Source organism: Massilia sp. 01N410, from assembly GCF_056399665.1.
This window is the reverse complement of sequence record NZ_JBFTRV010000020.1, coordinates 63,923-88,225: the sequence shown is the minus strand read 5'-3', so window position 1 is coordinate 88,225 and position 24,303 is coordinate 63,923. Positions and strand designations below refer to the sequence as shown.

23 protein-coding genes and 1 tRNA gene are annotated in these 24,303 nt (G+C 66.1%); 19 read left to right on the top strand and 5 right to left on the bottom strand.

Annotated features, from left to right (window positions below; genetic code table 11):
* Positions 1 to 56: 56 nt before the first annotated feature.
* From AC1DOP_RS22450 to murQ, 3 genes are all read right to left on the bottom strand, one after another.
* Entirely contained in the window at positions 57 to 1,199 is a 1,143-nt protein-coding gene (locus AC1DOP_RS22450; protein WP_441935203.1) for an acyltransferase family protein, read from the bottom strand.
* 132 nt (positions 1,200 to 1,331) lie between these two features.
* Positions 1,332 to 2,597 carry an MFS transporter gene (locus tag AC1DOP_RS22445; RefSeq protein WP_441935202.1) on the bottom strand — a complete coding sequence of 422 codons (1,266 nt, stop codon included), beginning with the start codon at positions 2,595 to 2,597 and terminating at the stop codon, positions 1,332 to 1,334.
* Positions 2,598 to 2,676: 79 nt separating this feature from the next.
* Positions 2,677 to 3,558: an N-acetylmuramic acid 6-phosphate etherase gene (murQ, locus tag AC1DOP_RS22440; protein ID WP_477253442.1), complete on the bottom strand. Its 882-nt coding sequence runs from the start codon at positions 3,556 to 3,558 to the stop codon at positions 2,677 to 2,679.
* A 149-nt stretch (positions 3,559 to 3,707) separates the two neighbouring features.
* On the opposite strand from murQ, the gene AC1DOP_RS22435 reads away from it, so the two are divergent.
* The 12 genes from AC1DOP_RS22435 (at position 3,708) to AC1DOP_RS22380 (ending at position 18,179) form a co-directional block, all read left to right on the top strand.
* Positions 3,708 to 5,084, top strand: a complete 1,377-nt coding sequence (locus AC1DOP_RS22435) for a serine hydrolase domain-containing protein (protein ID WP_477253440.1) — start codon at positions 3,708 to 3,710, stop codon at positions 5,082 to 5,084.
* A gap of 96 nt (positions 5,085 to 5,180) precedes the next feature.
* Entirely contained in the window at positions 5,181 to 6,422 is a 1,242-nt protein-coding gene (locus AC1DOP_RS22430; RefSeq protein ID WP_441935199.1) for a D-amino acid dehydrogenase, read from the top strand.
* A gap of 363 nt (positions 6,423 to 6,785) precedes the next feature.
* Positions 6,786 to 7,238, top strand: coding sequence for a YchJ family protein (locus AC1DOP_RS22425; RefSeq protein ID WP_477253437.1), 453 nt, complete (start codon positions 6,786 to 6,788; stop codon positions 7,236 to 7,238).
* A 17-nt stretch (positions 7,239 to 7,255) separates the two neighbouring features.
* Positions 7,256 to 8,863: a carboxyl transferase domain-containing protein gene (locus AC1DOP_RS22420; protein ID WP_441935197.1), complete on the top strand. Its 1,608-nt coding sequence runs from the start codon at positions 7,256 to 7,258 to the stop codon at positions 8,861 to 8,863.
* Between the two features lie 14 nt (positions 8,864 to 8,877).
* Positions 8,878 to 9,666 carry an enoyl-CoA hydratase/isomerase family protein gene (locus tag AC1DOP_RS22415; RefSeq protein WP_441935196.1) on the top strand — a complete coding sequence of 263 codons (789 nt, stop codon included), beginning with the start codon at positions 8,878 to 8,880 and terminating at the stop codon, positions 9,664 to 9,666.
* Between the two features lie 27 nt (positions 9,667 to 9,693).
* Positions 9,694 to 11,037 carry an adenosylmethionine--8-amino-7-oxononanoate transaminase gene (gene bioA, locus AC1DOP_RS22410; RefSeq protein ID WP_441935195.1) on the top strand — a complete coding sequence of 448 codons (1,344 nt, stop codon included), beginning with the start codon at positions 9,694 to 9,696 and terminating at the stop codon, positions 11,035 to 11,037.
* Positions 11,038 to 11,063: 26 nt separating this feature from the next.
* Complete coding sequence (bioF, locus tag AC1DOP_RS22405) at positions 11,064 to 12,266, top strand: 8-amino-7-oxononanoate synthase (RefSeq protein WP_477253455.1); 1,203 nt, start codon at positions 11,064 to 11,066, stop codon at positions 12,264 to 12,266.
* Positions 12,263 to 13,093, top strand: coding sequence for a dethiobiotin synthase (bioD, locus tag AC1DOP_RS22400; protein ID WP_477253434.1), 831 nt, complete (start codon positions 12,263 to 12,265; stop codon positions 13,091 to 13,093). Before bioF ends, bioD begins: the two co-directional genes overlap by 4 nt.
* 24 nt (positions 13,094 to 13,117) lie before the next feature.
* Positions 13,118 to 14,146, top strand: a complete 1,029-nt coding sequence (gene bioB, locus AC1DOP_RS22395; protein ID WP_441935193.1) for a biotin synthase BioB — start codon at positions 13,118 to 13,120, stop codon at positions 14,144 to 14,146.
* Between the two features lie 134 nt (positions 14,147 to 14,280).
* Positions 14,281 to 16,329: an acetyl/propionyl/methylcrotonyl-CoA carboxylase subunit alpha gene (locus tag AC1DOP_RS22390; protein WP_441935192.1), complete on the top strand. Its 2,049-nt coding sequence runs from the start codon at positions 14,281 to 14,283 to the stop codon at positions 16,327 to 16,329.
* A gap of 9 nt (positions 16,330 to 16,338) precedes the next feature.
* Complete coding sequence (locus AC1DOP_RS22385) at positions 16,339 to 17,268, top strand: 2-hydroxyacid dehydrogenase (protein WP_441935191.1); 930 nt, start codon at positions 16,339 to 16,341, stop codon at positions 17,266 to 17,268.
* Positions 17,269 to 17,270: 2 nt separating this feature from the next.
* Positions 17,271 to 18,179 (top strand): hydroxymethylglutaryl-CoA lyase, encoded by a 909-nt coding sequence (locus AC1DOP_RS22380; RefSeq protein ID WP_477253431.1) that lies wholly within the window; start codon positions 17,271 to 17,273, stop codon positions 18,177 to 18,179.
* Positions 18,180 to 18,273: 94 nt separating this feature from the next.
* Here AC1DOP_RS22380 and AC1DOP_RS22375 read toward each other — a convergent pair.
* Positions 18,274 to 18,350, bottom strand: a tRNA-Pro gene (locus AC1DOP_RS22375).
* A 112-nt stretch (positions 18,351 to 18,462) separates the two neighbouring features.
* Between AC1DOP_RS22375 and AC1DOP_RS22370 the strand changes: the two genes are divergently transcribed.
* The gene (locus AC1DOP_RS22370; protein WP_477253429.1) at positions 18,463 to 19,092 is read left to right on the top strand and encodes a hypothetical protein; all 630 of its coding nucleotides are present in this window, start codon (positions 18,463 to 18,465) and stop codon (positions 19,090 to 19,092) included.
* Between the two features lie 54 nt (positions 19,093 to 19,146).
* Here the strand turns inward: AC1DOP_RS22370 and rsmI are convergent, their stop codons facing one another.
* Positions 19,147 to 20,055 (bottom strand): 16S rRNA (cytidine(1402)-2'-O)-methyltransferase, encoded by a 909-nt coding sequence (rsmI, locus tag AC1DOP_RS22365; protein ID WP_441935188.1) that lies wholly within the window; start codon positions 20,053 to 20,055, stop codon positions 19,147 to 19,149.
* 11 nt (positions 20,056 to 20,066) lie between these two features.
* Here rsmI and AC1DOP_RS22360 point away from each other — a divergent pair, with 11 nt between their 5' ends.
* From AC1DOP_RS22360 to AC1DOP_RS22335, 6 genes are all read left to right on the top strand, one after another.
* Positions 20,067 to 21,356 (top strand): penicillin-binding protein activator, encoded by a 1,290-nt coding sequence (locus tag AC1DOP_RS22360; RefSeq protein WP_477253427.1) that lies wholly within the window; start codon positions 20,067 to 20,069, stop codon positions 21,354 to 21,356.
* Position 21,357: 1 nt separating this feature from the next.
* Positions 21,358 to 21,720 carry a YraN family protein gene (locus AC1DOP_RS22355; RefSeq protein ID WP_441935186.1) on the top strand — a complete coding sequence of 121 codons (363 nt, stop codon included), beginning with the start codon at positions 21,358 to 21,360 and terminating at the stop codon, positions 21,718 to 21,720.
* A 63-nt stretch (positions 21,721 to 21,783) separates the two neighbouring features.
* Positions 21,784 to 22,380: a phosphoheptose isomerase gene (locus AC1DOP_RS22350; RefSeq protein WP_441935185.1), complete on the top strand. Its 597-nt coding sequence runs from the start codon at positions 21,784 to 21,786 to the stop codon at positions 22,378 to 22,380.
* A complete protein-coding gene (locus AC1DOP_RS22345; protein WP_441935184.1) occupies positions 22,370 to 22,996 on the top strand; it encodes a BON domain-containing protein in 627 nt (208 codons plus the stop codon). The genes AC1DOP_RS22350 and AC1DOP_RS22345 overlap by 11 nt, the downstream gene beginning before the upstream one ends.
* Before the next feature lie 63 nt (positions 22,997 to 23,059).
* Complete coding sequence (locus AC1DOP_RS22340; protein WP_441935183.1) at positions 23,060 to 23,581, top strand: peroxiredoxin family protein; 522 nt, start codon at positions 23,060 to 23,062, stop codon at positions 23,579 to 23,581.
* Positions 23,582 to 23,667: 86 nt separating this feature from the next.
* The gene (locus AC1DOP_RS22335; protein ID WP_441935182.1) at positions 23,668 to 24,294 is read left to right on the top strand and encodes a hypothetical protein; all 627 of its coding nucleotides are present in this window, start codon (positions 23,668 to 23,670) and stop codon (positions 24,292 to 24,294) included.
* Positions 24,295 to 24,303: the final 9 nt, after the last annotated feature.

The window sequence follows — 24,303 nt, the reverse complement described above, 5'->3', positions numbered from 1 at the left end:
GCAAGCGCGAACGCGCGTCGTTTCTGATCAGGTTGCACAGGTGCTCCACATATTTTTCAAACTTTGACAAACCATTTCTTGCGCCACATGCCCCAGGCCACCGCGAACATCAGCGCATTGAACAGCACCGCATGCAGCAGCGAGGTGTTCAGGGGCCCGATGGGCAGCGCGGCGATCGGCGCATACAAGGTTTTCCCCAGCGAACGCAGGCTGCCGTCCGGCTGGGTAAATTTAATGAAACCGAACATCTTCGCCAGGAATCCCGACAGCGCGAAGATGAACAGCGCATTCATGCCATAGATGACGAAGGGTTTGGTCCAGCGCGCCGCGGCCTCGCGCACGGCAGTGTAAGGGTTTACGTCCAGCAGCCAGTAAAAGGCGGAAAACACGATCAGGGCCCAGCCCGTCATCAGGAAGCAATAGGACGGGGTCCACAAGCTCTTGTTAATTGGCATCAGAATGGAGTCCAAAATCGCGCCGATCCACACGCACAACAGGCCGGCCAGCAGCATCCAGACGGTCTGCTCGGTGCGGTTCACGTTCGTTGCCAGCCAGCGCCCGGCCAGCACGCCGAACAGCTGGCTGCACAGCGCGGGCAGGGTCGACACCAGCCCTTCCGGATCCCAGGTCTTGCTTTGCACCCACAGGTGATTGCCCAGCAGCGAGCGGTCGATCCAGGCGCCGAAGTCCTGGCCAGGCTCCAGCACGCCGGCGCCGATGCCGGGCACGGGCACCAGCAGCATCAGCACGCTGTACAGGGTCAGCAGGCCGGCGATGATGGCCAGCTGCATGCGCCAGCCGCAATACACGACGATGGGCGCGGCCAGCAGGGTGCACAGCGCGATCCGCTGCAGCACGCCGGGGATGCGCACCTTCTCGACATTAAAGTAGGGCATGAAGTTCAGCAGGAAGCCGATCAGGAAGATCAGCGCGGCGCGCTTGGCCAGCTTCAGCAACAGGCGCGGACGATCGGCGCCGGCCGCGGCCAGGCGTCCCAGCGAGAGCGCCATCGCGACGCCGCCGATGAACAGGAAGAAGGGGAAGATGCAGTCGGTGAAAGTCCAGCCGTTCCACTTCGCGTGTTCGAGCTGGGAATACAGGTGGCTCCAGTCGCCCGGATTATTCACCAGCACCATCGCGGCGATGGTGAAGCCGCGGAAGGCGTCGAGCGAAGCCAGGCGGGACTTGGGGTCTTGCATCTTGTTGTTGTCTCCTTCTTGTTAGCGTGTGAACGTCGCCCCCGCGAAGGCGGGGGTCCAAGTTCTGCGTGCGTTACGACTGCGCTGGCAAACTTGGGTCCCCGCCTGCGCGGGGACGACGGCGCACTACTACTACTTCTTCCCGAACTCCGGATCAATCTTCACCAGCGCCGCCATGATGAAAGCCGGAACCGTCGCCAGGCAGGTCCAGGTGAAGAAGTGCTGGTAGCCAATCATCTCCTGCAGCTTCCCGCTCCACATCCCGGGCACCATCATCCCCAGCGCCATCAGGCCGGTGCAGATCGCGTAGTGCGCGGTTTTATACGGGCCCTCGCAGACCATGATCATGTACATCATCATGGCGGTGAAGCCGAAGCCGTAGCCGAACTGCTCGATTGCCAGGAAGCCCGAGATCACGCCGAAGTTCTGCGGCTGGAAGGTGGACAGATACACGAACACCAGGTCCGGCAGGTGCACCGCGAACACCATCAGCCACAGGCAGCGCTTCAGGCCCCAGCGCGAGATCAGCCAGCCGCCGAACAGGCCGCCGATGGTCAGGGCGACGATGCCGATGGTGCCGTAGGCGGTGCCGTACTGCGCGGTGGTGAGGCCGAGGCCGCCCTTCTCGACCGGGTCCTTCAGGAAGGGCGCGACGAGTTTCAGCAGCTGGGACTCGCCCAGGCGGAAAGTCAGGATGAAGCCGAGGATCAGCCAGATGTCGCGCTTGCCGAAGAAGCTGCCGAAGGTGGCCAGGAAGGCGCGCAGCGGATTGCTGCCCTCGCTCGCCTTGTGGTCGGCGTCGGGCCGCGGCAGCACCGCCTGGTGCCAGGCGAACAGCGCGAAGAACAGGCCGGCCAGCACGAAGAACACGATGGCCCAGGCCTGGTGCACGTCGCCCAGCGACACGGCGAGCGTGCCGGCCAGGATCACCAGCGGCCCCTGCCCCGCCAAGGTCGCCAATCTATAAAAGGTGGAGCGCACGCCGACGAAGGCGGCCTGCTGCGCCTGCGGCATGCCGAGCATGTAGAAGCCGTCGGCCGAGATGTCGTGGGTGGCCGAGGCGAAGGCCATGATCCACATGACGGCCAGGCTGACCACGAAGAAGGCGGGTAAGTGAAGCGTCGCGCCGACCGCGCCGAGGCCGGCGGCAAGCGCCAGCTGCAACGCGACGGTCCAGCCGCGCTTGGTGCCGAACATGTCGACCAGCGGCGACCACAGGGGCTTGATCACCCAGGGCAGGTACAGCAGGCTCGTATAGAAAGCGATGTCGGTGTTGGAGATCCCCATGTCCTTGTACATGACGACCGACAGGCTGTTGGCGACGATGTAGGGGATCGCCTGGCCGAAGTACAGGGAGGGTACCCACAGCCACGGGTTCTTTGCTTGCGTTTTCTGCATAACTCTTTCGTGGTGGGGCGTACCGGCGGCGCAGGGCGCTTCCAGCACGCCCCGCTCGCTTAACTGGTCATTGAACTGGTCAGCCGGCCAACGCTTCGCGCACGCTGCCGTGCGCGCTGTCCAGCAGGGCGCGCGCCTGCTCGACCTCGATTTTCCTGGACAGGGCGACGATGGCGACCTTGACGTGGAAACCGCACTGCTCCAGCACCTGGCGCGCCGTTTCATCGTCGGCGCCGGTGGCGAAGGTGGTCAGGCGGATCGCCCGGCGCACCAGCTTGGCATTGGTAGCCTTCAAGTCTACCATCAGGTTGCCATAAACCTTGTTCAAACGCACCATCAGGGCGCTCGAGAAAGAGTTCAGAGCGATCTTTTGCGAGGTGCCGGCCTTCAGGCGGGTGCTGCCCGAGATGGCTTCCGGACCGGTGTCCAGGGTGACGCCGATTTCCGCCTCGCCGGCGACCGGGGCGTCCGGATTGTTGGCGAAGCCGACGGTCAGCGCGCCGGCGGCGCGCGCGGCGCGCAGGGCGCCCAGCACATAGGGCGTGGCGCCCGAGGCCGCGATCAGCAGCACCACGTCGTCCGGGCCCACGTTCACGCTGCGCAGGTCGGCCGCACCCTGTTCGAGATCGTCCTCGGCGCCTTCGACGGCGACGAACATGGCATCGGTACCGCCGGCCAGCAGCGCCACCGCGCGGCCGTGCGGCCAGGAGAAGGTCGGATACAGCTCGACGCTGTCGAGCACGCCCAGGCGGCCGGAGGTGCCGGCGCCGACGTAGATCAGGCGGCCGCCCGCTTCCATGCGCGGCAGCGCGGCCGTGACGGCGGCGGCGATGCGCGGCGCGGCGGCGCGGACCGCCTCGACGGCCTTGAACTGGTCATCGACCAGCACATTCACCAGCTCGGTGGTGGGGTATTGGTCCAGGGAAGCGTGTTGCGGGGCGGGGGTCTCGGTGTTCAGCATAATAAAACCAGTGTAATACCAATCCCAACAGCCTGCCATGAAAGGATCGGCCGTTATCATTCCGAAAAGTTATGTATAGCTGCGGCCTATTCATTGGCAGTGCGGCCGGCGACTCCGTATGCTGGCCATGACAAGAACAAGGAGACGAGATGAACCACGGCAGGCGCAATATGCTGGGCATGGCTTTATTGGGCATGATCGATCCGCTGCTGGCGGCCGCGCCGGCGTCGAGCGCTTCCGCGGCCGCCATGCCTGCCGCGCTGAAGGCCCGGCTCGACCGCGAGCTGGCGGCGATCGTGGCGAATCCCGCCTGCGAGCTGGCCAGCCTGTCGGTGCTGGCGATCCGCGACGGCCGCATCGCCTACGAGGCCCAGTTCGGCCGGCGCCTTATTGGCAACGTCAGTGGGTCGAATGGCCAGTCGGACAAGCCGGTCGATGCGCGCACCCTGTTCCGCATCGCCTCGATCTCGAAGATGATGACCACCCTCGGCCTGATGCGCCTGGTCGAGGACGGCAAGCTGGACCTGGACGCCGACGTCTCCGGCTACCTCGGCTTCAGCTTGCGCAATCCGCATTTCCCGGACCAGGCCATCGCCTTGCGCCACCTGCTCACCCACACCTCGTCCCTGCGCGACGAGGCCGGCTATTCCTGGGGCGTCGACACGGCGCTGAAGGACGTCCTCGTCCCCGGCAGCCGCCTGCATGGCGAAGGCAAGATGTGGGCAAGCAATGCCGGCCCGGGCGCCTATTTCACTTACTGCAACCTCGGCTGGGGCGTGATCGGCACCATCATGGAAGGGGTGACGGGCGAGCGCTTCGACCGCCTGATGCGGCGCCTGCTGGTCGAGCCCCTCGGCCTGCACGCCGGCTACAACCCGTCCGAGCTGCCGCCGGAAGACGTCGCCAACATCGCGACCCTGTACCGCAAGCGCACCGTCGACACCGAGGTCTGGGATGCCAACGGCCCCTGGATCGCCCAGGCGGACGACTACGGCCAAGCGCCGCCCTCGCCACCGGCCGGCATCGAGCGCTACGTCATCGGCGCGAACGCCACGCCCTTCAGCCCGACCGGCGGCATGCGCATCTCGGCCCACGACATGGGCGTCGTGATGCGCATGCTGATGAATGGCGGCGTGCACGACGGTCGACGCATCCTGCGGCAGGCCACGCTGGACCGGATGTTCTCGCGCCAGTGGACCTACGACGGCAAAGGCGGCAACGGCGACAGCCTCGACGGCCTGTTCAATTGCTGGGGCCTGGGCAACGAGCAATTCCCTGACGATCCCGTCACCCATACCCGCCTGGTCGAAGGCGGCGGCTTCGCGGCGGCCGGCCACCTGGGCGACGCTTACGGGCTGATGTCGGTGTTCGCTGCCGACCTGAAGAACCGCAACGGCATGGTCGCGCTGGTGGGCGGCACCTCGACCGACCCGCTGGCCTACAAGGGCAGGTATTCGTCTCTGGCCCGTTTCCAGGAACAGATCCTCACGACGATGCATCGGCGCGCCATCCTGGTGCGCGCATGACCGGCGGTTATGCCTGCCTGCGCTACATTCATTAGCGAAAGCCAGGGCCAGCCCCTAAGCTTTCACGTCATCATCGAAGAAAAATAGTGTGCACGGATGCAAGAAATAATCGTGATCGGCGGAGGTGTTGTCGGCCTGACCTCGGCCTGGTGGCTGCTCGAGGCGGGCCACAAGGTCACGCTGCTCGAACGTGCACCACAAGTGGGCACCGGCACCAGTTTCAGCAATGGCGGCCAGCTGAGCTACCGTTACGTGTCGCCGCTGGCCGACGTCGGCGTGCCGCTGAAGGCGCTGCAGTGGATGTTCCAGGAATATGGTCCGCTGCGCTTCAAGCCCCAGTTCGACCTGCACCAGTGGACCTGGCTGGCCGCCTTCCTGGCCAACTGCCGCGCCGACGCCAACCGCAAGACCACGAACAAGCTGCTGGAGCTGGGCGAACTGTCGCGCCAGGCGATGGTCCAGCTCGAACCGGTGGTGCCGCCGGAATCCTTCCAGTGGCGCGAGTCCGGCAAGCTGGTGGTCTACCGGACCAGGAAAGCCTTTGAGGCCGCCGCCTCCAAACCGGATTCCTCCCCTACCCGCCAGGTCTGGAACGCGGCCGAATGCGTGGCCCACGAGCCGGCCCTGGCCGCCGCCGAGGACAAGCTTGAAGGCGGCATCTACAACAGCGGCGAAGCGGTGGCCGACTGCTACGCCTTTTGCGTGGCCCTGGCCGAACGCATCGCGGCGCATCCGCGCTTTACCGGCTTCGTGCATGGCGACGCCCTGCGTCTGCTGACGTCCGGCGACCGGATCACCGGCGTCGAGACCAGCAGCGGCCCGGTGAAAGGCGACGCTTACGTGCTGGCGGCCGGCATGCAGAGCCGCGCACTGGCCCGGACCGCCGGCATTTCGCTGCCGATCTATCCGCTCAAGGGCTACAGCCTGACGGCGCCGATCCGTCCCAGCGACGTGGCGCCGGAAATCAGCGTCACCGACTTCGAGCGCAAGGTGCTGTACGCGCGCATCGGCGGCAAGCTGCGGGTGGCGGCCATGGTCGACATGATGGGCGAAGACCTGAGCCTGGACGCCCGCCGCCTGGCCAGCCTGACGCGCCAGGTCCGCGAAACCATGCCCGATGCGGCCGACTACAACAGCGTCACCCCCTGGGCCGGCCTGCGCCCCGCCACCCCGAACAGCGCCCCGATCATCGGCCACTCGCCCTACAAGAACCTGTGGCTGAACATCGGCCACGGCCCCCTCGGCTTCACCTTCGCCTGCGGCACCGCCAGCCTACTGGCCGACCTCGTCCAAGACAAAACCCCACCCTTCACCCTCGAAGGCCTGACCCTGCGCTGAAATTCGGGGTCAGAGCACTTTTCGCCTTAAATTCGGGGTCAGAGCACTTTATGGGGCAATGACCCAGCTGCAGCTAAGCCCGGCATGGCTTCTGCCATAGGGGCGAATGCTCGGGCCAGGCCCGAAATTTGTAACCAATAGTCGAAAATAGCCGCGCTGGCGGTAAAAAACGGTAATGTGCTCTGACCCCGAATTTTTGCGGAAAAGTGCTCTGACCCCGAATTTTTTTCGAGACGGTTGAATTTATTTTCGGCAAAAGATGTCCGAAGATGAGGCAACTGCAGCCAATATGCTGTCTTCTAGGAAATTCCGAACAGTCATCGCCTCTCACCTGAGCCTCTAAAATGGCGGATAATTGCCGCCATGCCTACCCCGCCAAAACCCGGCTGCCCCTGCGGCAGTACCTTGCCCATCCTGCGCTGCTGTGGCCCGTATATCGCCGGCGCCCAGCTTCCGCCGACCGCCGAAGCGCTGATGCGTTCGCGCTACACGGCCTATGTGATGCAGCAGGAAGACTATCTGCGCGCCACCTGGCACCCGAGTACCCGGCCGGAAGAGTCCATCGTCGACAAAAATGAAAAGATTCAATGGCTCGGACTTGAGATAAAATCTGCTTTACGTTTACGTCAACGTAAAGTAGATCTGCCGGAACAGTTGGACCAGGACACCGTCGAATTCGTCGCCCGCTTCAGGGTCAACGGCCGCGCCCAGCGGCTGCACGAGATCAGCAACTTCGTGCGCGAACCCGAAACGCCCGGCGGCGTGCCACGCTGGTTCTATGTAGACGGCAGCTTCCCCGAGCAAAAAGCTAAATAGAATACGCAGGAGACGCGATGCCTCAAATCGACAGCAAACTCAACCCGCGCGGCGAGGATTTCAAGACCAACGCCGCAGCCATGCAAGCCCTGGTCGACGACCTGCGCGCCAAGGTGGCCGCCGTTGCGAAGGGCGGCGGCGAAGCGGCCAGTGCCAAGCACGTCGCCCGCGGCAAGCTGCTGCCGCGCGACCGCGTGCAGATGCTGCTCGATCCCGGTACGCCCTTCCTCGAGTTTTCCCAGATGGCGGCCTACGAGATGTACCACAATGCGGCCCCGGCAGCCGGCATCATCACCGGCATCGGCAGGGTCAGCGGCCAGGAATGCGTGATCGTCTGTAACGACGCCACCGTCAAGGGCGGCACCTATTACCCGATGACGGTCAAGAAGCACCTGCGCGCCCAGGAGATCGCCGAGCAGAACAACCTGCCCTGCATCTACCTGGTCGACTCGGGCGGCGCCAACCTGCCGAACCAGGACGAGGTCTTCCCGGACCGCGACCACTTCGGCCGCATCTTCTATAACCAGGCCAACCTGTCCGCCAAGGGCATTCCGCAGATCGCGGTCGTGATGGGCTCCTGCACCGCCGGCGGCGCCTACGTGCCGGCGATGAGCGACGAGTCCATCATCGTCAAGGAACAGGGCACCATCTTCCTGGGCGGCCCGCCGCTGGTGAAGGCCGCGACCGGCGAGGTCGTGAGCGCCGAAGACCTGGGCGGTGGCGACGTCCACACCCGCCTCTCGGGCGTGGCCGACCACCTGGCCCAGAACGATACCCACGCGCTGTCGCTGGCCCGCACCATCGTCTCGAACCTCAACCGCAGCAAGCCGCAACAGGGCGCGCTGCGCGAATCCGTCGAACCGAAGTACGCACCGGAAGAGCTGTACGGCGTGATCCCGGTCGACACCCGCAAGCCCTTCGACGTGCGCGAAGTCATCGCCCGCATCGTCGACGCTAGCTGCTTCGACGAATTCAAGGCGAGATATGGCACCACGCTGGTGTGCGGCTTCGCCCATATCTTCGGCATGAAGGTCGGCATCATCGCGAATAACGGCATCCTGTTCTCGGAGTCGGCGCTGAAGGGCACCCACTTCATCGAGCTGTGCTGCCAGCGCAAGATCCCGCTGGTCTTCCTGCAAAATATCACCGGCTTCATGGTCGGCCGCAAGTACGAGAACGAGGGCATCGCCCGCAACGGCGCCAAGATGGTGACCGCGGTGGCGACGGCGTCCGTGCCGAAGTTCACGGTGATCATCGGCGGCTCCTTCGGCGCCGGCAACTACGGCATGTGCGGCCGCGCCTTCTCGCCGCGCTTCCTGTGGATGTGGCCGAACGCGCGCATCTCGGTGATGGGCGGCGACCAGGCCGCGTCCGTGCTGGCCACCGTCAAGCGCGACGGCATCGAAGCCAAGGGCGGCCAGTGGTCGCCGGACGAAGAAGCCGCGTTCAAGCAGCCGATCAAGGACCAGTACGAACACCAGGGCCACCCCTACTACGCCACCGCGCGCCTGTGGGACGACGGCGTCATCGATCCGGCCGACACGCGCATGGTCTTGGGGCTTGGTCTGTCGGCCGCGCTGAATGCGCCGATCGAAGACACGAAGTTCGGCGTATTCCGCATGTAAAACGGGGAGAGAACATGGATAACTACGATACCCTGATCATCGACGTCGCCAACAAGGTCGCCACCATCACCCTGAACCGTCCGGACGTGCGCAACGCCTTCAACGAAGTCGCGATCGCCGACCTGACCATGGCCTTCGACGAGATCAGCCAGGACGCCGACGTGCGCGCCATCGTGCTGGCCGCGAACGGTCCCTCCTTCTGCGCCGGCGCCGACCTGAACTGGATGAAGAAGATGGCCGGCTACTCCCACGAGGAGAACGAAGCCGACGCCCTGCGCCTGGCCGACATGCTGCGCACCATCTACTTCAGCCCGAAGCCGGTGGTGGCGAAAGTGCAGGGCGACTGCTACGCCGGCGGCATGGGCCTGGTGGCGGCCTGCGACATCGTCGTGGCGGCTGAAGGCGTGAACTTCTGTCTGTCGGAAGTGAAACTGGGCCTGATCCCGGCCACGATCTCGCCCTACGTCATCAAGGCGATGGGCGACCAGGCTTCGCGCCGCTACTTCCTCAGCGCCGAGCGTTTCGACGCTAGCTGCGCGAAGCGCCTCGGCCTGGCCCACGAGGTCGTCCCGGCCGAGGAGCTCGACACCACCGTGAACACCATCGTCAAGGCGCTGGTGAACAACAGCCCGAATGCCGTGCGCGAAGCGAAGAAGCTGGTGCGCGACGTGGCCGGGCTGCCGATCGACGATGTGCTGCTGGCCGATACCGCCGCCCGCATCGCGAATATCCGTGCTTCCGCCGAGGGACGCGAAGGGGTCGCGTCCTTCCTCGAGAAGCGCAAACCCGCTTGGCTGAGTTAGCCAATCAGTAAAGTAATAGGATTCATCTTGAACCGTCACACCTCGTCCGACTGGATCGCGCGCAGCCTGCGCAGCGTCTGGCACCCATGCACACAGATGCAGCACCACGAAGAGGTGCCGCTGATCGCCGTCAGCCACGCCAAGGGGCCGTGGCTCTACGACCATGAAGGCCGGCGCTACATGGACGGCATCAGCTCGTGGTGGGTCAACCTGTTCGGCCACGCCAACCCGCGCATCAACGCCGCCCTGAAGGACCAGCTGGACACGCTCGAACACGCGATGCTGGCCGGCTTTACCCACGAGCCGGTGGTCGAGCTGTCGGAGCAGCTGGCGGCGTTAACCGGCCACGCGCTGGGCCATGCCTTCTATGCGTCCGATGGCGCATCAAGCGTAGAGATCGCGCTCAAGATGAGCTTCCATTACTGGCGCAACGCTGGCTACCCGAACAAGCAGGAATTCGTCTGCCTGCAAGGCTCCTATCACGGCGAGACCATCGGCGCCCTGGCCGTCACCGACGTCGCCCTGTTCAAGGACGCCTATGGCCCGTTGCTGCGCGCTTCCCGCACCGTGGCCTCGCCCGATGCCCGCAAGGCCGTCGACGGCGAGTCGGCCCAGGACGTGGCGCGCCGCGCGATCAAGGACGTGGAAACCCTGTTCGCCGAAGAGGGCGACAGGATCGCCGCCATCATCGTCGAGCCGCTGGTGCAGTGCGCGACCGGCATGGCGATGCACGATCCGCTCTACCTGCAGCGTCTGCGCGAGTTGTGCGACAAGTACCACGTGCACCTGATCGCCGACGAGATCGCGGTCGGCTGCGGCCGCACCGGCACCTTCTTCGCCTGCGAACAGGCCGCCATCTGGCCGGACTTCCTCTGCCTGTCGAAGGGGATCAGCGGCGGCTACCTGCCGCTGTCGCTGGTGCTCAGCACCGACAAGGTCTACGAGGCTTTCTACAGCGAAGACATCACGCGCGGCTTCCTGCACTCGCACTCGTATACCGGCAACGCCCTGGCCTGCCGCGCCGCACTGGCGACCCTGCAGATCTTCCAGGAAGACGATGTATTGAACAGGAACCGCGAGACCGCGACCCGCCTGATGCTGGAATTGGCCCCGCTGCTGGAACACGAGCGCGTCACCAGCTTCCGCCAGCGCGGCATGATCCTGGCGTTCGACGCCGTCGAGCCGGATGCGAAACGCGCCTCGACCTTCGCGCGCCGCTTCTTCACCAGCGCGGTCGAGAACGAACTGCTGCTGCGCCCGATCGGCCGCACGGTCTACCTGATGCCGCCCTATGTATTGGACGAAGAAGAGATCGTCGGACTGGCGGCGCGCACGCGCAAGGTCTTCGAGAAGGTGATCGCCGAAGCATGATGAACAATGCGAATCATGCGGTGGATCTGAGTCTGATCGCCGGCGTCGAGCGCCAGCTGGACACCCTGGCCGTCCAAAGCCTGACGCGCCGCCGCCGCACCGCCGACTCTCCCTGCGCGCCGCGCCAGGTGGTCGACGGCCGGTCCATGCTGGCCTTCTGCAGCAACGATTACCTGGGCCTGGCCGCGCATCCGCGCGTGATCGCCGCCCTGCACGAAGGCGCGGACCTGTACGGCGCCGGCAGCGGCGCCGCCCATCTGGTTTCCGGCCACAGCCGCGCCCACGCGCAGCTGGAAGAGCGGCTGGCCGCGATGCAGGCGCCGCACCTGGCCGATGCGCGCACGCTGTACTTCTGCACCGGCTACATGGCCAACCTGGCGGCGCTGACCGCGCTGGGCAGCAGCCCGGATGCGACGATCTTTTCGGAGGCGCTGAACCACGCCTCGCTGATCGACGGCGCGCGCCTGGCAAAAGCCGGCGTCACGGTCTATCCGCATGGCGACGTGGCCGCGCTGGAAACGAAGCTTTTGGAAAGCGGGGCCGGCACGAAAATCGTCGTCACCGACAGCGTGTTCAGCATGGACGGCGACCTGGCACCGCTGCCGGCCCTGCTGGCCCTGTGCGAACGCCATGGCGCCTGGCTGGTGGTCGACGATGCCCACGGCTTCGGCGTGCTGGGCGCGAACGGCCGCGGCGCGCTCGAACATTTCGCGCTGCGTTCGCCCAACCTGGTGTATGTCGGCACCCTCGGCAAGGCGGCCGGCGTCGGCGGCGCTTTCATCGCCGCGCATGCCTCCGTCATCGAACTGATGATCCAGCGCGCCCGCCCCTACATCTACACGACGGCGAGCCCGCCGGCGCTGGCGCATGCGCTGCTGGCCAGCCTTGACATCATCGAAGGCGCGGAAGGCATGGAACGCCGCGCGCACCTGAACCGGTTGATCGCCCTGCTCGACGATGAGCTGAAGCTGAAGCGCTGGCAGCGGCTGCCGTCGCGCACCGCCATCCAGCCCATCGTCATCGGGGCCAACGACGAAGCGCTGCGGGCGGCCAGCCGCCTGCACGAGCAGGGCCTGTGGGTGCCGGCGATCCGCCCGCCCACCGTGGCGCCGGGCACCGCCCGCCTGCGCGTGACCCTGTCCGCCGCGCATACGCAAGACGAGGTGGCGCAGCTCGCCGCCGCCCTGAATCACCTGGAAACCCAGCAGCTGGAAAGGACCGCAGCATGACTCTCAACGATCCCGAACAACCGGGCGGCACGCCGGCCCATTCGGAAGTCGGCTTTGCCGAGCCGGCGAAGGCCGCCGCGCCCGTCGTCACCACCGTGCCGGCCCCGCTGGCCGCGGAAGGCGTGCCGACGCGCTTCGCCTGCTTCGTCACCGGCACCGATACCGAAATCGGCAAGACGCTGATCAGCGCCGCGATCCTGCACAAGCTGGTACAGCATGGCCAGCGCGCCTGCGGCATGAAGCCGATCGCGGCCGGCGCCGAAGAGCGCGACGGCGAGCTCCATAACGAAGACGCAGCCATGCTGCGCGCCGCCGGCAATGTGAACCTGCCGCAGCACATCACCACGCCCTTCATGCTGCGCGAGCCCTGCGCCCCGCACATCGCGGCCGAGCTGGAAGGCGTGCGCATCGAGCCGGTGGCGATCATGACCGCCTTTGCGGAGATCCTGGGAGCGTCCGACGCCACCGTGGTCGAGGGCGTGGGCGGCTTCTGCGTGCCCTTCTCCGACGATTTCGACAGCGCCGACCTGGCGGTGCAGCTCGGCCTGCCGGTGATCCTGGTGGTCGGCATGCGCCTGGGCTGCATCAACCACGCCCTGCTCACCGCCGAAGCGATCATCTCGCGCGGCCTGGTGCTGGCCGGCTGGGTCGCCAACCAGGTCGATCCAAGCATGCGCTTCGTCGACGAGAACGTGGCCGCCCTGGAGCAGCGCATGCCCGCGCCCCTGCTGGGACGCGTGCCGCGCCTGGAACAAGTCTCGGCCGCCGATGCGGCGGCCTATATCGAGCTCGCGGGCGTGCCGGGATGGCCGCTCATGCGCTCCTGAAACACCAAAACAAGGATTCAAAAAATGACCCAAGTCGTTACCCTCCACCCGCCCGTCACCCCGGCCTCTCTGCCGAAGGACGCCACCTGGCCGCTGGCCGAGGTGCTGGCCCTGTTCGAACTGCCGCTTCCGGAGCTGATGTTCCGCGCCCAGCAGGCCCACCGCGTCAACTTCCCCGACGGCGACGTCGAACTGGCGACCCTCCTCTCCATCAAGACCGGCGGCTGCGAGGAAGACTGCGGTTACTGCCCGCAGGCCGCGCGCTACGATACCGGCGTCGAAGCGAAGAAAATCCTCGACCTGGACACCGTGCTGGCCGCAGCAAGCGAAGCCAAGTCCAAGGGCGCGACCCGCTTCTGCATGGGCGCCGCCTGGCGCAGCCCAAAGGAGCGCGACATGGAAAAGGTCGAAGCCATGGTGCGCGGCGTGAAGGCGCTCGGCATGGAAACCTGCGCCACGCTGGGCATGCTCGAGGAAGGCCAGGCCGAACAGCTGAAGCAGGCCGGCCTGGACTACTACAACCACAACATCGACACCTCGCCGGACTTTTATGGCGACGTGATCTCGACCCGCGAATACAACGACCGCCTGGATACCCTGGGCCGCGTGCGTAACGCCGGCCTGAAGATCTGCTGCGGCGGCATCGTCGGCATGGGCGAGACGCGTTCGCAGCGCGCCGGCCTGATCGCCCAGCTGGCCAACATGAACCCGTATCCGGAATCGGTGCCGATCAACCACCTGGTGCAGGTCGAAGGCACGCCGCTGCACGGCCTGCCGCCGCTGGACCCGATCGAGTTCGTGCGCACCATCGCCGTCGCCCGCATCACGATGCCGAAGGCGCGCGTGCGTTTATCCGCTGGCCGGCGCGAGCTGGGCGAGGCGGTGCAGGCAATGTGCTTCATGGCCGGCGCCAACTCCATCTTCTACGGCGACAAGCTGCTGACCACCGATAACCCGGAAGCTGACGATGACCGTGCGCTGCTGGAAAAGCTGGGTTTGAAAACCCGCTCGGCGACCTTGGAGTCGGTGCAGAAGGAAAGTTGCGGTTGCTGAGGCCACGTACCTGAAAACGTCAATCCCGCGAAGGCGGGAATCCAAGTTTTTGGACTGAGCCACGAACTTGGGTCCCCGCTTGCGCGGGGACGACGGATCGAACGCTAACACTTAAAAAATAGACGAGACACCACATGTTCACCAAGATCCTCATCGCCAACCGTGGCGAAATCGCCTGCCGCGTCGCCGCCACCGCGCGCCGCATGGGCATCCGTACCGTTGCCGTCTACTCCGAAGCCGACGCCGGCGCGAAGCATGTCGCGGTCTGCGATGAGGCGGTCTTGATCGGCCCGGCCGCGGCCAAGGACAGCTATCTGCGTGGCGACAAGATCCTCGAAGTCGCCAAAGCCACCGGTGCCCAGGCCATCCATCCGGGCTACGGTTTTCTCTCGGAGAACGCGGAATTCGCCGAAGCCGTCGAGGCGGCCGGCCTGGTCTTCATCGGCCCGCCGGGTTCCTCGATGCGCGCGATGGGATCGAAGTCGGCGGCGAAGCAGCTGATGGAAGGCGCGAACGTGCCGCTGGTGCCGGGCTACCACGGCGATGCCCAGGATCCTGAGCTGCTGCAGAGCGAGGCCAACCGCATCGGCTATCCGGTGCTGCTGAAGGCCAGCGCCGGCGGCGGCGGCAAGGGCATGCGTGTGGTGGAGCGCTCGGAAGATTTCCAGGCCGCGCTGGCCTCCTGCAAGCGCGAGGCGATTTCCTCCTTCGGCGACGACAAGGTGCTGGTCGAGAAGTACCTGACCCGCCCGCGCCACATCGAGATCCAGGTCTTCGCCGACAAGCTGGGCAACTGCGTCTACCTGCACGAGCGCGACTGCTCGGTGCAGCGCCGCCACCAGAAGGTGCTGGAGGAAGCGCCGGCGCCCGGCATGACCGGGGAGCGCCGCGCCTCGATGGGCGAAGCGGCCGTCGCCGCCGCGCGCGCGGTCGGCTATGTCGGTGCCGGCACCGTCGAGTTCATCGCCAACCAGGACGGTTCCTTCTACTTCATGGAGATGAATACCCGCCTGCAGGTCGAGCACCCGGTGACGGAGATGATCACCGGGACCGACCTGGTCGAATGGCAGCTGCGCGTGGCGGCCGGCCAGCCGCTGCCGAAGCAGCAGCATGAAATCTCCATCAATGGGCATTCCATCGAAGCGCGCGTGTATGCGGAGAATCCGGAGAAGGGCTTCCTGCCTTCGATCGGTACCTTGCGTTTCATGGACGTGCCTTCGCATGTGGCTTTCGAGCTGGGCGGCACTGCAGACGCACCGGCCGGCGTGCGCATCGATTCGGGTGTACGCGAAGGCGATGCGATCTCGCCGTTCTACGACCCGATGATCGCCAAGCTGATCGTCTGGGGCGCGGACCGTACCCAGGCGCTGTCGCGCATGGCGCAGGCGCTGTCCGAGTTCCACATCGTCGGCCTGGCCACGAATATCGCCTTCCTGAAGCGCCTGGTGGAAGGCCAGGCCTTTTCCAGCGCCGACCTGGACACCGGCCTGATCGAGCGGAACAACGCCTCGCTGTTCCCGGCCGCCGGCCCGGCGCCGAAGGGTGCGCTGGCCCTGGCGGCAGTCGCGCTGGCGGATGCCGAGCAGGCCTTGTCGGTGTCCGGCAATCCGGCCGATCCCTGGACCAGCACCCATGGCTGGCGCATGAACGGCACCTATCGCCGCGCATTGTCCTTCAGCGACGAATACACCGCCATGCTCGACGCCAAGGCCTATGCAGCGGTCCTGGCCTATCACCCGCACGGCTGGGTGCTGGAACTTGACGGCGCCGCCCACCCGTTGGCGCTGGTCTCGAAACGCGGCGGCGAAGGAGATGGCAAAATCGCGATCCGCCTCGACGGCAGCGCCCTGCACGGCACCGTGCGCCGCGACGGCGAACTGCTGCACGTGTTCACCGGCGGCCAGCATGTCACCCTGCACTACGCCGATCCGATGGCGCATGCCGGCGAAGTCGAAGCCGCCGGGGGTCGCCTGACCGCGCCGATGCCGGGCAAGGTGGTCGCCGTGATCGCGAAAAACGGCCAGACTGTCAAGAAGGGCGAGCCGCTGGTGATCATGGAAGCGATGAAAATGGAGCACACGATTGCGGCGCCGAGCGACGGCCTGGTCGAAGAGATCCTGTACCAGGTCGGCGACCAGGTGGCCGACGGCGCGCCCCTGCTGGCCTTCAAGGCCGCCGCCTGAGGAGGCCGAATGCGGATTCTCCTCTACCGCGGCGACGGCGTGATCGAGCCGTGGGCGCGCGATTTCGCGCAGGCGCTGCCGCAGGCCGAAACGGTCGCATGGCAAGAGGGGCACGCCCTCGAACCCTGCGACTACGCTGTCCTGTGGGCGCCCACGCCCGCCCTGCTCGACCAGCTGTCGCGCGTCAAAGCGATCTTCCTGATGGGCGCGGGCGTGGACGCGATCCTGAAATTCGGCGATGCCCTGCCCGACGTCCCGGTGATCCGCCTGGGCGACGCCGGCATGGGCGGGCAGATGGCGGAGTACGTGGCGTATGCCGTGCTGCGCTACTTCCGCCGCTTCGACGAATACGAGCAGCAGGCGCGCCAGGGCATCTGGAATCCGCTCGGCGCGCGCAGGAAGGAAGAATTCACGGTCGGCGTGCTGGGGCTGGGCAAGCTCGGCGTGCCGGTCGTGCAGGCGCTGCGCCAGCTCGGCTTTCCAGTGCGCGGCTGGAGCCGCACGCCCAGGGACATCCCGGGCGTCGAATGCCATGCCGGCATGGACTCGCTCGACGCGTTTCTGGGCGGTTCGCAGGTGCTGGTCTGCATGCTGCCGCTGACGCCGGAAACGACCAACCTGCTGGACCGCGCGCGGCTGTCGAAGCTGCCCGAGGGCGCGTATCTCGTCAACGTCGCGCGCGGCGCCCAGGTCGCCGAGCCTGACCTGCTGGGCCTGATCCGCTCGGGCCACATCGCGGGCGCCACGCTGGACGTTTTCCGCAACGAGCCGCTGCCGGCGCCGCATCCCTTCTGGAGCGAGCCGCGCATCACCATCACGCCGCACATCTCGGCGCTCACGATCCGCGAGGAAGCCGTGCGCCAGATCGCGCAAAAGATCACCATGCTCGAACAGGGCGAACATGTGGCCGACGTGGTCGACCGCCAACGAGGATACTGAAAATGAACCTGCCAAAACACGTCAAGATCGTCGAAGTCGGCCCGCGCGACGGCCTGCAGAACGAAAAAGAGAATGTCTCTGCCGCCGTCAAGATCGAGCTGGTCGACCGCCTGTCGCGCGCCGGCTTCGCCAACATCGAAGCGGCGTCCTTCGTCTCGCCGAAATGGGTGCCGCAGATGGCCACCAGCCTTGAGGTCATGGCCGGCATCAGCCGCCGTCCGGGCACCATCTATTCGGCCTTGAGCCCGAACATGCAGGGCTTCGAGGCGGCGCTGGCAGCGAAGGCCGATGAAGTCGTGATCTTCGGCTCGGCCTCGGAGGCCTTCTCGCAAAAGAACATCAACTGCTCGATCGCGGAATCGATCGCGCGCTTCGAAAGCGTTGCCAAAGCCGCCAAGGAGCACGGCCTGCGCCTGCGCGGCAGCATCAGCTGCTCCTTTGGCTGCCCCTACCAGGGCGAGGTGCCGCTGGATGCCGTGGCCGACGTGGTGGCGCGCATGCGCGACCTGGGCTGCGACGAGATCGACATCGCGGACACGATCGGCGTCTCTACCCCGCGCAAGACCCAGGCGGTGATGGAGACCGCGGCGCGCGCCTTCAAACTCGAGGGTATCTCCGGCCACTTCCACGACACCTACGGTCAGGCATTGGCGAACATTTACGCCAGCCTGGAAGTGGGCGTGGCGATCTTCCACTCCTCGGTGTCGGGCCTGGGCGGCTGCCCGTACGCGAAGGGCGCGACCGGCAACGTCGCCACCGAGGACGTGGTCTACATGATGAACGGCCTGGGCATCGAGACCGGCATCGATCTCGACCAGGTGGTGGACGCGGGCCACTTCATTTCGCAGCAGCTGGGGCGCAAGGGAGTGAGCCGGGCCGGGAATGCGCTGCTGGCGAAACGGGCTGGCTGATTTGTCATGCGATCGTGGGCACGCCGTGCCCACGTCCTCGCCACGCGGAAATGAAAAAAGGCCGACGATCGCTCGTCGGCCTTTTCGGTATACTTGGTCGGAGTACAAGGATTCGAACCTTGGACCCTCTGGTCCCAAACCAGATGCGCTACCGGGCTGCGCTACACTCCGAAGACAACGATCATACCCTTCCGCAGAGGTCGCGGTCAAGGAAAGCACCCGAGAATGCGCGCGAATGTGTGCGGATGAGGCTTTCCGGCACAGGAATCGATGGGAGCCGCACGTGAATGCCGTAATCGACCATTTCCCGGGACCGGGCTTTGACGCCCTTCCCGACCGCAAGCAATTGCAGCGCGTGGCGGCGGGCATCGCCATCTCGCTGGCCGCGCATGCGCTGCTGTTATCGATCTATCGCCAGCCGCGGCCGGCCGCCCTGCCCGCGCCCGCCGGCGAGCCTCTCACCGTGCGCCTGCGGGCGGAGCCGCAACGACCGCCGGTTGCGGAGCCGGCCGAGCCGCCGGTACAGCCGCAAGTACAAACGAAGCCGGTGCCGCGCGCACGCCCGCCCCGCCGCATCATCGCCGTGCCGCCGCAGCCGGAAGCCGCCAAGGACAAACCCTTCGCCGTCGAGGCGCCGCCCACGCCACCGGTGCCCGCGGACGCAGCGCCGGCACCGCACTTCAACCTGGACGCCGCCCGCAGCGTGGCGCGCAAGGTGGCGAACGAGCCGGATCCGGCCAAGGTGGGAACAGCGCTGGAAAGACTGCCGCCGCCGCCATTGCAGACCGAGAGCAAGTTGGAGCGCGCCATCAAGGGCGCCAAGCGGCCGGATTGCAAGGATGGGGTGCCGGGTGGATTGCTGGCGCCGATTTTCCTGGCGATGGATAAGAAGGATAGTGGGTGTAAGTGGTAAAGCATCGTCATTCCCCGCGAACGCGGGAATGACGTTGGTTTGCGGATCGACGGTTCAGGCGTCGCCCTTGATCTGCAAAGCCCGCTCATACAGCGCATTTTTCTTCCGCCCCGTAATCTGCGCCGTCAGATTCGCCGCCTGCTTCACCGAGCACTCCGTCAGCAGGATCTGCAGGATGCGCTCCGCCTCCGCATCGCCGGCATCATCGGCCGGTGCCGCGCCTTCGACCAGCACCACGAATTCGCCGCGCTCGCGGTTCTGGTCGGCCTTGACCCAGGCCAGCGCCTCGCCGAGCGGGCAGCGGTGGATTTCTTCGAACATCTTGGTCAGCTCGCGCGCGAACACGACCTGGCGGGTCGGCTCGAACACGGCGGCCAGGGCTTCGACGCAGTCGGTGATGCGATGCGGTGCCTCATAGATCACGAGGGTCGAGGTTTCGCTCTTGAGCTGGGCCAGTTCGGTTTCGCGCTGCCTGGCCTTCGCCGGAAGGAATCCGACAAAATGGAAGCGGTCGTTCACCAGGCCGCTGGCCGACAGCGCCGTGACCACCGCCGAGGCGCCGGGTACCGGCACCACGTTCAAGCCTTCTGCGCGCACCGCGTCGACGATGCGGGCGCCGGGGTCGGAGACGGCTGGCGTGCCGGCGTCCGACACCAGGGCCACGCGCTCGCCCGCGCGCAGGCGCTGGATCAGCTTTTCGGCCACCTCGCGCTCGTTGTGCTGGTGGGCGGCCACCATCTGCTTGTTCAGGCCGAAGCGGGTCAGCAGGGCGCCGGTCTTGCGCGTGTCCTCGCAGGCGACGACGTCGGCGATCAGCAGCAGATGCAGGGCGCGCAGGGTGATATCGGTGACGTTGCCGATCGGTGTGGCCACCACGTAGAGCGTTGCGGTAGGATACGACTGCTGGGCTGCTTCGCCCAGTACGGGCAATTGGGCGATCTGGCTGGACTGAATGGCGGTCATGTGGGGATCGGATGCTGATTAAAAAACTGAAAGCGCTGGGCGCGGGCCTGGCGACGGGACTGACGGTTGCGCTGCTGACCGGCTGCACCACGGTGAGCCTCGACGAGCCGCAGCGATTGTGCGCGCCCGGGGGCGCAAACACAAGTCCCAGGAGCGGCGACTACGCCTGCCCGGAGTATGCGCCGCCACCGGCGCCGGCCTATGTGCCGCCGCCGCGCGAGGTGGAATCGGCGCCGGTGCAGACCGCGCCGATCCAGCTGCCGGGCCATGAGTCCCGCCCTCCCCCTCCCGCCGCCGCCAGGGGTGCCGGTCCGGTCCGCGTCGCCCTGCTGCTGCCGATGAATTCCCCGAGCCTGGGCGCCGCCGCCGATGCCGTGCGCGCCGGCTTCATGGCCAGCGCCGAGCGTGACGGCGCCGGCATCGCGGTCGACCTGGTCGCCACCGGCGACAGCGCCGACGACGCCCTCGCCGCCTATTCCCGCGCCGCCGCCTCGCACGACGTCATCGTCGGCCCGCTGGCCCGCCCTGCCGTCAGCGCGCTGGCCAGCGGCGGCGCGGTGAGCCTGCCGACCGTCGCCCTGAATCATCCGGAAGTGCGTGGCTCCTTGCCGCGCGGCATGGTCGTGGCCGGTCTCTCGATCGAGGACGAGGCGCGCCAGGCCGCCGACTGGGCGGCGCGCGAACATCCGCAGGGACGGGCACTGATCCTCACCGGCAACGCCGCCTGGGCCCAGCGCGCGGCCGGCGCCTTCGAGGCGCGTTGGAGCGAACTCGGCCATACGGGCCAGCGCTATAACCTGCCCTCTGCCGGCGGCCGCGCCGACCCGCTTGCCATCTCCGAGCTCAAGACCCGGCTGGAAATCGATCCGCCGGAAGTGCTGTTCGCCGCGCTCGACGCGGTCGAGCTGCGCCAGGTGCGGGCCCGGACCGGCACCGCGATTCCCCTGTACACCGGCGGCGCCGGCAATCCGGGCCGCGCGCCCGGCACCGCGTATTCCGAGCTGAACGGCCTGCGCGTGGTCGACCTGCCCTGGCTGATCCGGCCGGACAACCCGGCGGTGATGGTGTATCCGCGACCCATCGATTCGGAGCAGTCGCTGACCATGAGCCGCCTGTACGCGCTCGGCATCGATGCCTTCCTGGTCGCCCGCGAGCTGGGCCTGCGTCCGGGCTCGCCCTTCATCATCGACGGCGTCACCGGCCACCTGGAGGTCGATGCCGGCAGCCAGCGCCTGCGGCGGCGCGAAGCCATGGCGGTCTACCGCGACGGCAACTTCGAACCCGCGGACGCGGGGCCTTGAAATGTGGCCGGCCCGCCTGTCGCAGAAGCAGGAACAGGGTCGGCAAGGAGAAGAATCGGCACTGGCGTATCTTCAACACCACGGTTTGGTGCTGATCGAAGCGAACTTCCGGTGTAAGTTAGGCGAGATCGATCTCGTCATGCGCGAGGGCGACACCCTCGTCTTCGTCGAGGTGCGCCAGCGCGCCGACCGTTCGCGCGGCGGGGCCGCCGCCAGCATCACCCCAGCGAAAATCCGCCGCATCCTGCGCGCCGCCCAGCTCTATCTGCAACGCTTCAGGCGCATGCCGCCCTGCCGCATCGACGTCGTCGCCATCGATGGCGGCAGGCTGGAATGGTTACGGAACGCCATCGAAGCCGCCTGAAATGTAAGCATTTCTTACGCCACTTGTGCGGTAGGCGTTGCCACTGCACTATAATCTTCGTCCATGAATACTCAACGCATCCTCGCTCATTTCCAGGAAAGCGCCGAACTCAAGCTGAAGTCGGGCCAGCTTCTCGCACAACCCATTTCGCAGGCCATCGAACTGATGTTCAATGCCCTGTCCAACGGCAACAAGATCCTGGCATGCGGCAACGGCGGTTCGGCCGGCGACGCCCAGCACTTCGCTGCCGAACTGGTCGGCCGCTTCGAGCGCGAGCGTTTCCCGCTGCCCGCGATCTCGCTGAGCACCGACACCTCGATCATCACGGCGGTCGGCAACGACTACAGCTTCAACGAGATCTTCAGCAAGCAGGTGCAGGCCCTGGGCCAGGCCGGCGACATCCTGCTGGCGATCTCGACGTCTGGCAATTCCGGCAACGTGCTGGCGGCCGTCGAAGCGGCGCTCGAGCGCGAGATGCGCGTCGTCGCCCTGACCGGCAAGGACGGCGGCAAGCTGGGCAAGCTGTTGACCGATGCCGACGTGCATATCAACGTGCAACACGCACGCACCGCGCGCATCCAGGAAGTGCATCTGGTCGCGATCCACAGTATCTGCGACGGTATCGACGTCGCCCTGTTCGGAGAAGAAGATGCAAGTTAAGAAAGCCGTCCTTACCGCTGCCGTGCTCGCTTCCCTGATGGCTTCGCTGCAAGGTTGCGTGGCCGTGGTGGCCGGTGGCGTGGTCACCGGCGCGTTGGCGACCACCGACCGCCGCACGCTGGGCGCGCAGACCGAGGACAAGGCGATCGCCGTGAAGGCCGAAACCCGCATGCCGCAGATCGTCGGCGATGCCGGCCACGTCAACATCAACAGCTACAACCGCAAGGTGCTGCTGACCGGCGAGGTGCGCGACGAGGAAATGAAGCGCGCCGTCGAGAACGAAGTGCGCGGCATCACCAACGTCGACAACGTGATCAACGAGCTGGTCGTCGCCGGCCCGTCGAGCTACACCTCGCGTTCGAACGATGCCCTGATCACCAGCAAGGTCAAGCTCAGCCTGGCCGACAAGCAGACGGTGTCCGCCAACTCCTTCAAGGTCGTCACCGAACGCGGCAATGTCTACCTGATGGGCCTGGTGACCCAGCGCGAAGGCAATATCGCGGCCCAGGTGGCGCAAGGCGTGTCCGGTGTGATCCGCGTGGTCAAGATCTTCGAATACATCAGCGAAGAAGACCTGCGCGCGATGCAGCCGCAGCAGCCGCCGCAGGCGCAGTAATCCACGGGAAACTGGCGGCGGGTCTATAATGACTTGTCGCCCGTTCACGGATGAGATGAAGCCATGACCGCAACCAGTTCCAACCGCTCCTGGATCAAGCCGGCCGCCATCGGCGCCGCCGTGCTCGCGATCGCCGGCATCGGCTTTGCCGCTTTCAACCAGCAGCCGACTGCGCCCAACGTCACCTTCATCAGCATCGACGGCCAGAAGATCAGCTCGCAAGACTTGCGCGGCAAGGTCGTGATGGTCAATTTCTGGGCAACTTCCTGCGCCACCTGCGTGAAGGAAATGCCGCAGATGGTCGACACCTATAACAAGTTCCGCAAGCAGGGCCTGGAATTCGTCGCCGTCGCCATGAGCTACGATCCGCCGAACTATGTCCTGAACTATGCGGAAACACGCAAGCTGCCGTTCAAGGTCGCCCTCGATTCCGGCGGCGACCTGGCCAAGCAATTCGGCGACGTGGCAATGACGCCGACCACCTTCGTCATCGGCAAGGATGGCAAGATTCTCAAACGTTACCTGGGCGAGCCGGACTTCGCGTCGTTGCACGCGCTGCTGCAGAAATCGCTGACCGCAAGCTGAAGCACATCCGCGCACCCCTGACCTCCCGCAAACCGTACCTGTTTGCTTGCCCCAAGCTTGACGCGTTCGCTGGCAAAGGAAAACTCATGCGCAAGCCGTTCACGTCCGCCCTCCTGTTCCCACTGCTGCTGGGAGGCTGCGCGAGCGTCGACACCGAACTGCGCGATACCGTCATCCTGCGTTACCAGCACGTCGCCAACGTGCACCGGATCGGCTTTCGCAACCCGATCGCACTGAGGCGCAACGAAGCCATCCATTTCGTGCAGCCGCTGGAATCGCAGGGCTTCTGGGCCGTATTCGTGCTGTGCAGCGTGGACGTCAACGGCGCCGTGCCCGCCTTCTATTACGACATCGACCGCTTCCGCGTCCAGTACGACGGCCGCCGCTTCGGCCCCTTGCGTCCCTACACCCTGCGGCTGGACGATAGCATCGACCTGAACACGCGCACCGACACCGCCGCCATCGCCGACGCCATCGCGGCCGAAATCCACGAAGGCCCGCCCAGCCAGGTATTTCATCATGGCGCCTACCCGAACCTCGACTACCGCTTCGCCATCTACGTGCCCCACGGCCTGGCCGATTACGCGGGCGAGGAATTGCCGCTGCGCTATGTCGGCGGCCACACTATCGTAAAAGGCAATGGCATCCCGCCTTCCGATATCCGGCTAGCGGGCGCGAACGGCACCGGCATCACGGCGCGCTGCCGGCCCTGATCGCGCTAT

Coding starts and splice junctions, on each gene's coding strand:
- AC1DOP_RS22450 (WP_441935203.1), bottom strand. CDS start 1,199: ATGCAAGACCCCAAGTCCCGCCTGGCTTCGCTCGACGCCTTCCGCGGC.
- AC1DOP_RS22445 (WP_441935202.1), bottom strand. CDS start 2,597: ATGCAGAAAACGCAAGCAAAGAACCCGTGGCTGTGGGTACCCTCCCTG.
- murQ (WP_477253442.1), bottom strand. CDS start 3,558: ATGCTGAACACCGAGACCCCCGCCCCGCAACACGCTTCCCTGGACCAA.
- AC1DOP_RS22435 (WP_477253440.1), top strand. CDS start 3,708: ATGAACCACGGCAGGCGCAATATGCTGGGCATGGCTTTATTGGGCATG.
- AC1DOP_RS22430 (WP_441935199.1), top strand. CDS start 5,181: ATGCAAGAAATAATCGTGATCGGCGGAGGTGTTGTCGGCCTGACCTCG.
- AC1DOP_RS22425 (WP_477253437.1), top strand. CDS start 6,786: ATGCCTACCCCGCCAAAACCCGGCTGCCCCTGCGGCAGTACCTTGCCC.
- AC1DOP_RS22420 (WP_441935197.1), top strand. CDS start 7,256: ATGCCTCAAATCGACAGCAAACTCAACCCGCGCGGCGAGGATTTCAAG.
- AC1DOP_RS22415 (WP_441935196.1), top strand. CDS start 8,878: ATGGATAACTACGATACCCTGATCATCGACGTCGCCAACAAGGTCGCC.
- bioD (WP_477253434.1), top strand. CDS start 12,263: ATGACTCTCAACGATCCCGAACAACCGGGCGGCACGCCGGCCCATTCG.
- bioB (WP_441935193.1), top strand. CDS start 13,118: ATGACCCAAGTCGTTACCCTCCACCCGCCCGTCACCCCGGCCTCTCTG.
- AC1DOP_RS22390 (WP_441935192.1), top strand. CDS start 14,281: ATGTTCACCAAGATCCTCATCGCCAACCGTGGCGAAATCGCCTGCCGC.
- AC1DOP_RS22385 (WP_441935191.1), top strand. CDS start 16,339: ATGCGGATTCTCCTCTACCGCGGCGACGGCGTGATCGAGCCGTGGGCG.
- AC1DOP_RS22380 (WP_477253431.1), top strand. CDS start 17,271: ATGAACCTGCCAAAACACGTCAAGATCGTCGAAGTCGGCCCGCGCGAC.
- rsmI (WP_441935188.1), bottom strand. CDS start 20,055: ATGACCGCCATTCAGTCCAGCCAGATCGCCCAATTGCCCGTACTGGGC.
- AC1DOP_RS22360 (WP_477253427.1), top strand. CDS start 20,067: ATGCTGATTAAAAAACTGAAAGCGCTGGGCGCGGGCCTGGCGACGGGA.
- AC1DOP_RS22355 (WP_441935186.1), top strand. CDS start 21,358: ATGTGGCCGGCCCGCCTGTCGCAGAAGCAGGAACAGGGTCGGCAAGGA.
- AC1DOP_RS22350 (WP_441935185.1), top strand. CDS start 21,784: ATGAATACTCAACGCATCCTCGCTCATTTCCAGGAAAGCGCCGAACTC.
- AC1DOP_RS22345 (WP_441935184.1), top strand. CDS start 22,370: ATGCAAGTTAAGAAAGCCGTCCTTACCGCTGCCGTGCTCGCTTCCCTG.
- AC1DOP_RS22340 (WP_441935183.1), top strand. CDS start 23,060: ATGACCGCAACCAGTTCCAACCGCTCCTGGATCAAGCCGGCCGCCATC.
- AC1DOP_RS22335 (WP_441935182.1), top strand. CDS start 23,668: ATGCGCAAGCCGTTCACGTCCGCCCTCCTGTTCCCACTGCTGCTGGGA.